The 12,488-nt window shown below is 67.0% G+C and carries 14 protein-coding genes; 11 read left to right on the top strand and 3 right to left on the bottom strand.

Annotation, left to right across the window (positions count from 1 at the left end; genetic code table 11):
- Positions 1 to 20: 20 nt before the first annotated feature.
- The 4 genes from MU582_21365 to MU582_21350 all read left to right on the top strand — a co-directional run bounded on the left by MU582_21365 (position 21) and on the right by MU582_21350 (position 3,820).
- Complete coding sequence (locus MU582_21365; GenBank protein UPK74949.1) at positions 21 to 1,559, top strand: aldehyde dehydrogenase family protein; 1,539 nt, start codon at positions 21 to 23, stop codon at positions 1,557 to 1,559.
- Positions 1,560 to 1,796: 237 nt separating this feature from the next.
- Entirely contained in the window at positions 1,797 to 2,099 is a 303-nt protein-coding gene (locus MU582_21360) for a hypothetical protein (protein UPK74948.1), read from the top strand.
- Positions 2,100 to 2,387: 288 nt separating this feature from the next.
- Entirely contained in the window at positions 2,388 to 3,572 is a 1,185-nt protein-coding gene (locus MU582_21355; GenBank protein ID UPK74947.1) for a DUF2786 domain-containing protein, read from the top strand.
- 32 nt (positions 3,573 to 3,604) lie between these two features.
- Positions 3,605 to 3,820, top strand: a complete 216-nt coding sequence (locus tag MU582_21350) for a ribbon-helix-helix domain-containing protein (GenBank protein ID UPK74946.1) — start codon at positions 3,605 to 3,607, stop codon at positions 3,818 to 3,820.
- A 209-nt stretch (positions 3,821 to 4,029) separates the two neighbouring features.
- Here the strand turns inward: MU582_21350 and MU582_21345 are convergent, their stop codons facing one another.
- Positions 4,030 to 4,998, bottom strand: coding sequence for a helix-turn-helix domain-containing protein (locus tag MU582_21345; protein UPK74945.1), 969 nt, complete (start codon positions 4,996 to 4,998; stop codon positions 4,030 to 4,032).
- Between the two features lie 70 nt (positions 4,999 to 5,068).
- Between MU582_21345 and MU582_21340 the strand changes: the two genes are divergently transcribed.
- Complete coding sequence (locus MU582_21340) at positions 5,069 to 5,845, top strand: NAD(P)H-dependent oxidoreductase (protein ID UPK74944.1); 777 nt, start codon at positions 5,069 to 5,071, stop codon at positions 5,843 to 5,845.
- Between the two features lie 26 nt (positions 5,846 to 5,871).
- On the opposite strand, the gene MU582_21335 is transcribed toward MU582_21340, so the two are convergent.
- Entirely contained in the window at positions 5,872 to 6,105 is a 234-nt protein-coding gene (locus MU582_21335) for a hypothetical protein (GenBank protein ID UPK74943.1), read from the bottom strand.
- 36 nt (positions 6,106 to 6,141) lie between these two features.
- Positions 6,142 to 7,140, bottom strand: a complete 999-nt coding sequence (locus MU582_21330) for a sigma-70 family RNA polymerase sigma factor (protein ID UPK74942.1) — start codon at positions 7,138 to 7,140, stop codon at positions 6,142 to 6,144.
- A gap of 141 nt (positions 7,141 to 7,281) precedes the next feature.
- On the opposite strand from MU582_21330, the gene MU582_21325 reads away from it, so the two are divergent.
- The 6 genes from MU582_21325 (at position 7,282) to MU582_21300 (ending at position 12,485) form a co-directional block, all read left to right on the top strand.
- Positions 7,282 to 7,686, top strand: coding sequence for a VOC family protein (locus MU582_21325; protein ID UPK74941.1), 405 nt, complete (start codon positions 7,282 to 7,284; stop codon positions 7,684 to 7,686).
- A gap of 42 nt (positions 7,687 to 7,728) precedes the next feature.
- Positions 7,729 to 9,603 carry a glycoside hydrolase family 9 protein gene (locus tag MU582_21320; protein ID UPK74940.1) on the top strand — a complete coding sequence of 625 codons (1,875 nt, stop codon included), beginning with the start codon at positions 7,729 to 7,731 and terminating at the stop codon, positions 9,601 to 9,603.
- A 79-nt stretch (positions 9,604 to 9,682) separates the two neighbouring features.
- Positions 9,683 to 10,174 (top strand): RNA polymerase sigma factor, encoded by a 492-nt coding sequence (locus MU582_21315; protein UPK74939.1) that lies wholly within the window; start codon positions 9,683 to 9,685, stop codon positions 10,172 to 10,174.
- Positions 10,171 to 10,773 carry a methylated-DNA--[protein]-cysteine S-methyltransferase gene (locus MU582_21310; protein UPK74938.1) on the top strand — a complete coding sequence of 201 codons (603 nt, stop codon included), beginning with the start codon at positions 10,171 to 10,173 and terminating at the stop codon, positions 10,771 to 10,773. Before MU582_21315 ends, MU582_21310 begins: the two co-directional genes overlap by 4 nt.
- Entirely contained in the window at positions 10,770 to 11,426 is a 657-nt protein-coding gene (locus MU582_21305) for an alpha-ketoglutarate-dependent dioxygenase AlkB (GenBank protein ID UPK74937.1), read from the top strand. The genes MU582_21310 and MU582_21305 overlap by 4 nt, the downstream gene beginning before the upstream one ends.
- Positions 11,427 to 11,510: 84 nt before the next feature.
- A complete protein-coding gene (locus MU582_21300) occupies positions 11,511 to 12,485 on the top strand; it encodes an NADPH:quinone reductase (GenBank protein ID UPK74936.1) in 975 nt (324 codons plus the stop codon).
- The last annotated feature ends 3 nt before the right edge of the window (positions 12,486 to 12,488 follow it).

Genomic DNA, 12,488 nt, shown 5'->3' with positions numbered 1-12,488 from the left:
ACCAGCTCGAGGAGGAGCCTGTGACACCGCCAACCACCCTTCCGACTTCGGAGCGGCTTACGGAGATCGCCCGTACGACGCTCGACCGCTGCGGTGTCGACGCCGACGCGCTGGGAAGCGACGTCACGAACCGTTCGCCGATCAACGGTGAGCCGGTGTTCTCCGTCGCTTACGAGGACGAGACCGCCGTCAAGCAGGCCGTTGAGCGTGCGCAAGACGCCTTCAAGCAGTGGCGCGTCGTACCGGCACCGGTACGCGGTGCGCTCGTCAAGCGTTTCGGTGAGCTGCTCGTCGAGCACAAGGACGACATCGCCACGTTCATCAGTCTCGAGGTCGGCAAGATCACCTCGGAGGCTCGTGGCGAGGTCCAAGAGATGATCGACATCTGCGACTTCGCGGTCGGTCTCTCGCGTCAGATCGGCGGCAGCACGATGCCGTCTGAGCGCCCGGGTCACCGCCTGATGGAGACCTGGCACCCGCTCGGCGTCGTCGGCGTCATCAGCGCGTTCAACTTCCCGGCGGCCGTCTGGTCGTGGAACACCGCCGTTGCCCTCGTCTGCGGTGACCCGGTGATCTGGAAGCCGTCGGAGCTCACGCCGATGACGTCGGCCGCTTGCGCGGCCCTGTTGGACCGCGCCGTGCGCGAGGTCGGCGCTCCTCAGTACGTGAGCCAGCTCGTGATCGGTGCGCAGGAGGTCGGCCAGACGCTGGTCGACGATCCGGGCGTCGCGCTGGTGAGCGCGACCGGCTCGACCCGCATGGGCAACATCGTCGGCCCGAGGGTCGCCGAGAGGTTCGGACGTTCGCTGCTCGAGCTCGGTGGCAACAACGCTGCCATCGTGACGCCGTCGGCCGACCTCGACCTGACCATGCGCGGCATCGTGTTCTCCGCTGCAGGCACTGCCGGGCAGCGCTGCACGACGATGCGTCGCGTCATCGCGCACCGCAGTGTCGTCGACGATCTGAGCGAGCGTCTCGCCGGCGCGTACTCGCGGCTGCCGATCGGTGATCCGATGGCCGACGGCACCCTCGTCGGCCCGATGATCCACCAGCAGGCGTACGAGAAGATGACCCGCGCGATCGACTCCGCTAAGGACGCCGGTGGCTCGCTCATCGTCGGCGGCGGCCGTCGCCTCGAAGACGCGGCTCCCAACGCCTACTACGCCGAGCCGGCGATCGTACGCATCGACCAGCAGGCTCCGATCGTGCGCGACGAGACCTTCGCGCCGCTACTGTACGTCCTGCCGTATGACGATCTCGACGAGGCGATCGCCCTGCAGAACGACGTGCCACAGGGCCTGTCGGCGAGCATCTTCACCCAAGATCAAGCCGAGGCCGAGAAGTTCGTCTCGGCAGAGGGCGCCGACTGCGGCATCGTGAACGTCAACATCGGCACGTCCGGCGCCGAGATCGGCGGCGCGTTCGGCGGCGAGAAGCACACCGGCGGCGGCCGCGAGTCGGGTTCGGATGCGTGGCGTGCGTACATGCGCCGCGCGACCAACACCGTCAACTACTCCGGCGAGCTGCCGCTCGCACAGGGAGTCGACTTCACGGTCTGATTCGGCTGGTCGTTCACCAGCTTCACCTGGTAGAGGTCCGCTCTGCATGGCAGCTTGGCCATGCAGAGCGGACCTTTGCTATGAGATCCGGTGAGTCGGCGAACGTACGCTCGCTGTTCATCTCGCCTTCCCCGGGAACCCGGCCGGGTGCCTCAGCATCTACAGTGTTCGCCGGGCCGATCGAGCCCGGATACGGCGCAGGCCGTAAACCCACTTAGCTACTGAGGAGATACACGCATGCGTCGAGCAGGACTGGCAGTTGCCGCGGCAATCATGGCCGCAGGTACTTTGACCGCTTGTGGTGGCGGAGACGACTTCTGTGACGCCGGCGGCGATCTAGATTCGTTCGACCCCGAGTCCAGCGAGACCAAGGACGCGATCGACGATGCGGTCGACGCTGCGCCCGATGAGATCAAGGACGACATGGAACTGCTTCGCGACGTCGTCAACGACCCCGAGTCCGTCTCCGAGATGGACCCGGAGGAGGTCTCGTCTGCGTCGACCAACATCACGGAGTACGTCGACGAGAACTGCGACTGACCGTCGCGCCTGACGTACGACGCCCGTCCCGCGATCCGGGGCGGGCGTTCTGCGTTCCGACCACTCCTCGTCCACAGGCGACCCGCGATCCACAGTTCGGCGCTCACTGCCGACCCGAGCGAAGTGCAGGCCACTAATCTGCCCGACGAACGCTGAGGACAGGAGATGGCATTGGGAGCGAGACACCGGCGGCCGCGATCGGCGCCAGGTCGGGCGCGGGTCGATGACGATCCGGCATCCGAGAACAGCCGTGCGCGGCCACCAGAGTTCGAGGATCCTTTCGTCGGTATGGACGGTCCGGCCATCGCCAAGACCGTGCTGTCGTGGGTGGTCATCGAGGTGCAGCGGTCGCCGCGGATCGCCAAAGACGTGGCCGATGCGGTGGTGAAGCTCGCGAGCCGCACCGGTCGCGAGGTGATGAGCGATGCGATCACCGACTGCCTCAGTTACGTGCTCGCGTCGGCCGTGGAGAGCGGCTGGGCGCCGACGGACCTGTACGAGGTGGTCCGACGCCGGGGCGAGGAGCAACAGCTGCCGATCCTGTCTTGGCTACTGCATGCCGAGACCGAGAGGCATGCTGGCGGACCGAGCTCGCCGTCGTGGTACGACGACCTCAACCGACTCCCCCACCCGAAGACACCGGAGTTGCTGTCGCCATCCGACCTGACGATCGTCTTCGGGCTTCTCGCGGTTCTCGTGGCGCTTCCTCCGATCGAGCACACGGTCACGATCTTGGGCTCATCGCGAACCGGCCGGTCGGGTGAGGCTGCGGCGTCCAGCTCCAAACACCTGACGCGCGTACGTGCGCTCCTTGCGAAGGCAGAGTCGACCGAATCGGCTGAAGAAGCCGAGGCGCTGTCGGCGAAGGCGCAGGAGCTGATCAGCCGGTACGCGCTCACCCAGTTGCTCGACGAGCCGGTCGACGATGCCGATCGGAGCCGCGTGAGCGTGCGGCGCATCTGGATAGACGCGCCGTACGTTTCCGCGAAGGCCGATCTGATCCACCAGGTGTCCATGGCCAATCGCTGCCGCGCGGTGTTCACCGAGAAGTTGGAGTTCGTGACGGTGCTCGGTGCGGCCGGCGATATCGACGCGGTCGAGCTGATGACCGCATCGCTGCTCGTGCAAGCGCAGACGGCGATGCTCGCGCACGGGAGTCGAAGTGACGGGTGGGGCACGTCGCGCACCCGATCGTTCCGACGTTCGTTCCTGCTCGCGTACGCGGACCGCATCGGTCAGCGCCTACGCGCAGCGGCCGCCGAGGTCGTGCGCGAGACCGGCGACGAGAAGGCACTGGTGCCGGTACTCAGACGTCACGAAGCCCAGGTCGATGCGGCGTGCGCCGACCTGTTCCCGCACCTCAGCAAGGGCAGACGCTCATCGGTCAGCAATGCCGAGGGTCTGGCGGCCGGCCGAGCGGCGGCCGATCTCGCCAGTCTGAACGCGCACAAGAACGTCACCGCAGCCCAATGATCCGCGGGTATGACCGGAGTAGCATTGCCGGTATGAAGCTCGGCATCAGCATTCCTGAGGAGGATGTCGCATTCATCGACGAGTACGCACGTAAGCACGAGACCGGATCGCGGTCCGCCGTGCTACGCCGGGCACTCCTCCTGCTGCGGTCCTCCGAGCTCGCCGATGCATACGAGCGGGCCTCGGCCGAATGGTCTGAGGACTCCGAGACGTGGGAGAGCGCAGTCGGCGACGGGCTTGCTCGCTGATGCGACGCGGGGAAGTACGGATCGCTGACCTCGCGCCGGTTCGTGGGGTCGGAATCCGATAAGCGTCGGCCAACGGTGATCGTGAGCAACGATGGCGCAAATCGCACGCCGAACGCCTGGGCCCGGCCGTGGGCCTCGTATCGGACGCGTCGATGACGATGCTCGATGACGCGCTCCGCCTCCACCTCGCACTGTGATCCCACGGATGTTCACGGCGTGACGGGTACCCGGAACGTCCGTCGGTATGCACGGGGCGAGACCCCCAGAGTGGCATGCAGTTGTTGCCGCAGGGAGGTCCCCGTACCGAACCCCGCTTGTGCGGCCACGGTGTCGATCGGCAGATCCGTTTGCTCGAGCAGCTCGCGTGCTCTGTCGAGCCGTTGCTGTGCAAGCCACTGACCGGGCGAAAGCCCGACCTCCTCGCGGAAGCGCCGGGTGAACGTACGTACGCTCATCGACTCCTGCATTGCCAGCTCACGAAGTGACAACGGGCGGTCGAGATTTGCGAGCGCCCACTGGCGGGCTGCGCCGGTTGATGCTTGCTCTGGTTCGTGGACCGGTCGCCTTATGTACTGCGCCTGGCCGCCGTCGCGGTGCGGGGGCACGACGTTGGAGCGAGCGGCGGCGTTCGCAACGGCGCTGCCGTGGTCGCGACGAATCAGATGGAGGCAGAGGTCGATGCCGGACGCCTCGCCTGCGGACGTGAGTACGTCGCCGTCGTCGGTGTACAGCACGTCTGGGTCGAGTCGCACCTTGGGAAACTGTGCACGGAACCGCTCGGCAGACTGCCAGTGCGTGGTTGCCGGCCGGCCGTCGAGCAGGCCGACGGCCGCCAGCAAGAAGCTGCCCGTACAGATCGAGGCGAGCCTGGTGCCGGGGCGTACCCGATCGAGCGCGTCGGCGACATCGGCGGTGACTACTGAACCGCCGGGTTGGTTGTCGTACTCATAGGACGCGGGCACCACGACGGTATCTGCGGAGTCGATCGCTTCGGGTCCGTGGTCGACCTCGATGGCGAAGTCGGCGTTGGTCCGCACCTGACCGGGTGTCGGCGTGCAGGTGATGACCTCGTACAGCCGACTTCCGTCGGCGGTCTTCGCCGCGCCGAAGATCTGGTGTACGAGCCCGAGCTCGAGCGGCATCACTCCGTGTCGGGCGAGTACGACGACCCTGTGCATGGCCTGATTCTTGCACATGTTGGCTATCAAGCCATTGTTGTGCCGAGCTCGTCCGACCAGGATCTATCCCATGAACGTCCTATGGATCTACGCCCACCCCGAAGCCCGTTCCCTCAATGGCGCCTTGCGCTCCGCCGGACTCGAGACGCTCGCCGAACTCGGGCACGAGGTCCGCGAGTCGGATCTATACGCGATGGACTGGAAGCCGACGGTCGACAGCGACGACTACACCGAGCAGGTGGCCGAGGAGCGGTTGCGCATCGGACCGGCGTCGAAGCACGCGTACCAGACCGAGACGCTCAGCTCTGACATCCGCGCCGAGATCGAGAAGCTCGAATGGGCCGACGCCGTGGTGTTCCAGTTCCCACTGTGGTGGTTCGGCATGCCCGCGATCATGAAGGGCTGGATCGACCGCGTGTTCGTGAAGGGATTCGCGTACGGAGTCCAGGATCCGGAGCACCCAGGGCACAACCTCCGTTATGGCGACGGCAGGTTGCGCGGCAAACGCGGACTCGCGGTCGTGACGATCGGCGCGGCCGAGGAGACTTTCGGGCCGCGTGGGATCAGCGGCCAACTCGACCAGGTGCTTTTCCCCTTGCTACACGGGACGTTCTGGTACACCGGCATGGACCCGATGCCGCCGCTCGGCATCCACGGGGCGGAGCACGTCTCCGCACAGCAGTACGCCGACGCTGCCGCGTCCCTGCGCAAGCGGCTCGTCGGGTTGGCGACGGATGTTCCGATCGACTACCGACCGGAGACCGGCGGCGACTACGACGACAACCTCGTGCTGCGCGACGAGCACGCTCCGGGCGAAAGCGGCCTCGGCGTCCATGCGCTGACCTGAGCCGACAGACACAAGCAGTCCCGTCCTCATCGCAGCACGTCGGTCACCCCGACGAGATCGGTGAGCTCGCGCAGATCCTCGTGTACGTCCGTGATCCGCATGGGCAGCCCGAGCCTACTGGCGGCGAAGTGGAACCGGAGCAGGTCGTCGACGAGCTCGAGGTCGCAGGGTACGGCGCGGTCGATGCTCTTGACGGGCAGCTCAAGGTCACCCACCACGAGCACGATCCGGGCCCACGGGAGCGCGTCATCGGTCGTCACGCCGGATAGACGTACGACCGAGGCGGAACTAATCGGTCACTGAGCCTCGATGCGCAGGGGTACGCCGAACGCCTCGAAGTGCTCGGTGCCGATGAAGTTGTGATGACCGATGATCTTGCCGTCGGCGATCTCGATGACCTGGATCGCCCACGAGTCCCAGACCCCGTCGGCGACCTTGTGGTAGTTCGCGAAGCCCGGCGAGCCGTTGACATCGACCGGGATGAGCTTGCCGTCTCTGCATACGCTGCCCTGGCCGAGGAACCAGCCTGCGAAGTCGTCGGTGCCCTCCAGCCACAGGTCCCACGGGGGCATCGACAGCACCACGTCGTCGCGCAGTAGGCCCACCAAGGCCTTGATGTCGTAGCGCTCGAACGCGTCGACGTACTTCGCCAGCAGCTCCGCCTGGCCGGGGTCGGTACGCGGGTCGAGCGGCTCGCCCTGCACCGTCGCGAGTGTCGCTCGAGCCCGCTGCAGTGCGCTGTTGACCGAAGCAGTGCTCGTATCGAGGAGCTCTGCGACCTCGGCGGCCTTCCAGCGGAGCACCTCGCAGAGGATGAGCACCGAGCGCTGGCGAGCGGGCAGATGCTGCAGCGCAGCGACGAACGCCAGGCGGATCGACTCTCGCGCCGCCGCGACGGCGGCGGGGTCACCGTCGAGGTCGATCACCTGCTCGTCGGGTACGGGTTGGACGAACATGTGCTCTCCGAGCTGCTCTCCGAGCACTGCATCTGTCGACCCGGCAGGCCCCATCTCCATCGGGCGTGCGCGGCGCTGCGGGCTGCGCACCATGTCGACACAGACGTTGTTGGCGATGCGGTACAACCACGACCGCAGGGACGACCGCCCCTCGAAGTCGCCGAACGCCTTCCAGGCGCGAACCATCGTCTCCTGTACGGCGTCTTCGGCCTCGGCCCCGGCACCGAGCATGCGGTAGCAGAAACCCGTGAGCTCACGGCGATGCGCGGTGAACGCGTGGTTCAGATCTTCTTCGGTGACCGGTCCGGTGGGACCGTCGGTCACGACATGGGACGACATGTCATCCGATCGTACGGGCGCCCGCCGACAATTGGTATCGCCCGACAAGATTCTGCTGAGTAACTTCTCTTCGCCGATGAGTTTCGTACGCGTCGGGAGTCTTCCCGTCGTACGCACACCGAACGAACGAAGGATCCTCCGATGTCCCGCATGCTGTTTGTGAACCTGCCCGTTGCAGACCTCGATAAGTCGGTGGCGTTCTTCACCGCCCTCGGTTTCGAGTTCAACGCAGACTTCACCGACGAGAACGCGACCGCGATGGTCGTCAACGACCAAGCCACCGTGATGCTGCTCGTCCGCGACTTCTTCAGTACCTTCACCGACAAGTCGATTGCCGATACCTCCGCCAGCGCGCAGGCCATCCTCGCGCTCAGTGCAGACAGCCGCGAGGACGTCGACCAGGTGGTCTCGAAGGCGGTCGAGGCGGGCGGCCGAAAGTCACGTGAGACCAAGGACGAGGGCTTCATGTACGGCGGAGCTTTCGAGGATCTCGACGGCCACGAGTGGGAGATCATGTGGATGGACCCCAGCGCGATGCAGGGCTGAGTCTGTCCACGCGCAAGGCCTCGACGGTGCGAGAATCGGCGGATGTCCAGCCGGATGATCGCAAACGTCGGGGCCCTCGCATGCGCGGGTGCACTGCTGGCTGCCGTACCCGCTCAGGTCGAGGCGTCGCAGACACCCGCCAACCGGGCTTTTGTGCGCGTCAACCAGGTGGGTTGGTCGCCGCAAGAGCCGAAGGTCGCGTACGTGATGACGGCGCGTTCGGCGCCGAACGCGCGCTACGCGGTCGTACGCCGAGGCAAGGTCGTACGTCGCGGCCGGCTCGGCAAGGACATCGGGCGATGGAGCAAGAACTTCCGTCACGTGTACCGGATCCGTTTGGGTGGGATGCATCAGCGAGGCGCGTACCGGATCCGTGTGCGGGGAGGCGCCCGGGCACGATCGCCGCGGTTCCAGATCGCGCCTGCGCAGCAGCTGTACCGACCGCTGCGTCGCCATGCAGTCACCTTCTTCCGTACTCAGCGCGATGGCCGCAACGTGCCGAGGGGGCAACTGCGCCGCAAGCCGAGCCATCTGAGCGACCGCCGTGCGGGTACGTACGCCAAGCCGCGATATCGAAACGGCCGTCTCATCGGCAGGCCGCACAGGATCGGCGGCCCCGTTGATGTGAGTGGTGGCTGGTTCGACGCCGGTGACTACCTCAAGTTCGTGGAGACGTCGACGTACGCCGATGCGTCGCTGCTCGTCGCGGCACGCAAGAGGCCGGGCGACAAGCGGCTGCGTCGGGAGGCGATGTACGGGCTGCGCTGGCTCGACAAGATGTGGCTCGACAAGTCGAAGACACTGCTCTATCAGGTCGGTATCGGTGACGGCGGCAAGAAGATCGTCGGCGACCACGACCTATGGCGGCTTCCGCAACGCGACGATCGGCTACACGTACGCCCACACAGCCCGAAGTACTTCATCAAGCACCGGCCGGCGTTTCGTGCCGGACGACCGGGTGCGCGGCTCAGTCCGAACCTCGCCGGCCGGATGGCCGCGGTGTTCGCACTCGGCGCCCAGCTCCAGTCCCAGAGTCGCCCCGACCACGCGCGTCGGCTACTGCGCAAGGCGCGAACTGTGTTCGCTCTCGCACGTACCAAGCAGCCCGGTCGGCTGCTCACGACATCGCCGCACGTGTACTACGAAGAAGACGAGTGGCGCGACGACCTGGAGCTCGGCGCAACGGAGATCGCGATCGCGGCGCGCAGGCTCGGCGGTACGCATGTGCGCCGTGACCTGCGACGGGCGGCGCATTGGGCACGTGCCTATCTCCGCGGACCGCATCACGGCTGGTACACCCTCGCCCGCGACGACAACAGCGCAATCGCTCACGCCGATCTGGCTCGTGCCCTGTCGAAGTACGGCCGCCGCAACCTCGCTGTTTCGAGGGGCGATCTCGTGCGAGATCTGCGATTCCAGCTGCGAGTTGCGAAAAGGCGCTATGCGCAGCCACTCGGCTACGGCGGAGCCGAGAATCCGGGATCGGATTTTGCGCTCGGGGTGGCCGTCACCGAGCGCCTCTACCGAAACCTGAGTCACGACCGTACGTACGCCCGGTTCGCCACGGGCATGCGTGACTGGGTGCTCGGCGCCAACGCGTGGGGTGCGTCTTTTGTGGTCGGTGCCGGCAAGGCGTTCCCGCGCTGCCCGCACCACCAGATCGCGAACCTCGTCGGCTCCCGCAATCGCAAGCGTCCTCGACTCGTCGGCGCAGTGAGCAACGGGCCCGCCGAGCGGTCGGAATTCGTCGGAATCGGCAAACCCGGAGCGTACGCCCGCCGCTGTCCGACCCGGTCGAGCAATCCGTTCGCCCGCTTCGACGGGAAGGGCGTGCGCTACCTCGACGACGCGCGCGCGTGGGCGGCGACGGAGCCGGCGATCGACTACGTGGCCGTCTCGGCGCTCGCATTCGCGTGACCACACCGCCTGCGGCCGCGTCGTACCGTGGCATCGTGCGCGCATCTCACGTTCCGACGGTTTTGGACGTCTTCGGGGTATGACCGAACCGTTCGAGCAGATCGTGGCCGAACACGGACCGACCGTGCTGCGGGTGTGTCGGGCCGTCCTCGGTCCAGACGATGCCGACGATGCATGGACCGAGACGTTCATCGCCGCGATGCGTGGATATCCGGAGTTGCCTGACGGCAGCAACGTCGAGGCGTGGCTGGTGACGATCGCCAAGCGAAAGGCGATCGACCAGCACCGCTCGCGGGTGCGTCGGCCGGTGCCCGTCGACGAGGTTCCGGCGACGGCGGGTATCGATCCCGGTCCCGCCGATCATGACGATGAGCTGTGGGCCGCGCTCCGAGACCTGCCGCGTAAGCAGCGAGAGGCGATCGCTTACCACTACGTAGCCGGTTTGCCCTACGCCGAGATCGCAACGCTGCTCGGCAACTCCGAAGCGGCCGCTCGACGGGCGGCCGCCGACGGTATGAAGACCCTGCGTGCGAAGTACACGCAGGCACAGGAACAAGGAGCATCCTCATGAACACCGACGACATGCTCGCCGCGCTGTCGCGTGGCGAGGACGAGGCTCTCCGGCGGCTGCACACGCGGCTGGCCGACACGGCGGCGGCGGACGGACTTCTCGACGTCGCGTACCGCACCGTCGACTCGCCGGTCGGGCCCCTGTTGGTGGCGACGACCGATCGCGGGCTCGTCCGCGTCGCGTACGTTGCCGAGGGCAGTGATGCCGTACTCAGTGACCTGGCCGAACGGATCAGTCCGCGGGTGCTGGAGCGACCGGCGAGTCTCGACGCGGTCGCGCACGAACTCGACGAGTACTTCGGGCGTACCCGCGACACGTTCGATCTGGCGCTCGACCTTCGGCTTGCGACCGGCTTCCGTCGCAATGTGATCGAGCACCTTTCGCACATCTCGTACGGCTCGACCGCGACGTACGCCGACGTTGCCCGCCTCGTCGACAACCCCAATGCGGTACGTGCGGTCGGCACGGCCTGCGCGACCAACCCGCTCCCCGTCGTGGTGCCCTGCCACCGGGTCGTACGCTCCGACGGCACCGCCGGCCAGTACGTGGGCGGGGTCGAGGCCAAGCGCACGCTGCTCGAGTTGGAGGCCGCGGCGTGAGCCTGCTTCCCCGTACGCGCACCGTCGTCGGGCCCGGAGCCGTGCATCTGCCCGGCTGGCTCGACCCCGCTGCGCAGCGCGCGCTGGTCGGCGCGTGCCGGGAGTGGGCGCAGGCTCCGGCGCCGATGCGAGCCGCGACGACGCCGGGCGGTGGACAGATGAGTGTGCAGACGGTCTGCCTCGGCTGGCATTGGCGGCCATACCGCTACTCGCGAACAGCCGACGACGTCGACGGTGCACCGGTGACTGCGTTCCCCGACTGGCTCGGCGACCTCGGCCGACGAGCCGTCGGAGAGGCGTACGACGACCAAGCCGCGGGCGACGCGTACCAACCGGATATCGCGTTGGTGAACTTCTACGACGGCGCGGCCCGGATGGGCATGCATCAAGACAAGGATGAGCAGTCGCGCGCGCCGGTCGTCTCGCTGAGCATCGGCGACACCTGCGTGTTCCGGTTCGGCAACACCGAGTCACGTGGTCGGCCGTGGACCGATGTCGAGCTCGAGTCGGGCGACCTGTTCGTCTTCGGCGGGCCCGCACGGATGGCGTACCACGGCGTGCCGAAGGTGTATCCCGGCAGTTGTCTGGTCGAGAACGACCTGTCGTCGGGCCGCCTCAACATCACGTTGCGGGAGTCCGGGTTCACGCGCTGACACGCGGGGGAGTTTGGTGCGTTTTGCCCCATCAGAACGCGAGTCGGTGGTGCAATACGCACCAAACTCTGTTTGAGGAGTGCCATGGACACGATGATGGCGGCGTACATCGATGAGCTCGGTCCGGCCGACTCGATCAAGTACGGCGAGCTGCCGGTGCCGACGCCCGGGCCGACAGATGTGCTGGTCGAGGTCGAGGCCACAGTGGTCGATCCGGTGGATACGTTCGTACGGTCCGGGCGCTACGCGACCGCGACACCATTCCCGTTCGTGATCGGCCGCGACCTCGTCGGCACGGTCGTACGAACCGGCGCAGGCGCGCCGTACGAGGTCGGCGATCGCGTCTGGTGCAACAGCCTCGGTCACGGCGGCAGGCAGGGGACGTTCTCAACGTACGCGGTCGTACCGACCGATCAGCTCTATCCGCTGCCGTCCGGTGTGGATCCCGTGACCGCCGTCGCGGTCGCCCACCCGGCGGGCACGGCGTACCTCGCCTGGTTCGTACATGGCGGGCTGCGTGCGGGACAAACGGTGTACGTCGGCGGTGGCGCGGGCAACGTCGGGCGGGCCGCGCTGGCAATGGCCAAACAAGCGGGGGCGTACGCGGTGGTCACCTGCAGCGCTGCGGATCGCGATGAGTGCGTCGCGGCCGGCGCTGATGCGGTGCTCGACTTCCGCGACCACGACCTGGCCGGCGCCTTGGCCTCTGCCGCTCCCGACGGGTTCGACATCTACTGGGACACGTCGGGTCGGCAGGCTCTCGACGCGGCAGTCGACGCAGTCGCGACCGGGGGCAGGGTGCTCGTCACCGCGGCAAGGGGCAGCGATCACCGACTGCCCGCTGCGTTCTACACCCGCGACATCTCGGTGCGCGGCTTCGCCATCAGTCGCGCTCCCGCATCGCAGCTCGCAGCCGCTGCCCGAGGGCTCAACCGTTTGCTCAGCGGGGGTCTGCTCGACACCCGGATCGCCGACGAGCTTCCGCTCTCGGCGGCCGCACAAGCGCACGCTCGCATCGAGCAGGGCGACGTACGTGGCCGACTGATAGTCCGACCTTGACGT

It is taken from the genome of Nocardioidaceae bacterium SCSIO 66511, from assembly GCA_023100825.1.
In the GTDB taxonomy this organism is placed as follows: Bacteria; Actinomycetota; Actinomycetes; order Propionibacteriales; family Nocardioidaceae; genus Solicola.
The sequence above is the reverse complement of the archived record's forward strand: the minus strand, read 5'-3'. Positions and strand labels throughout refer to the sequence as shown.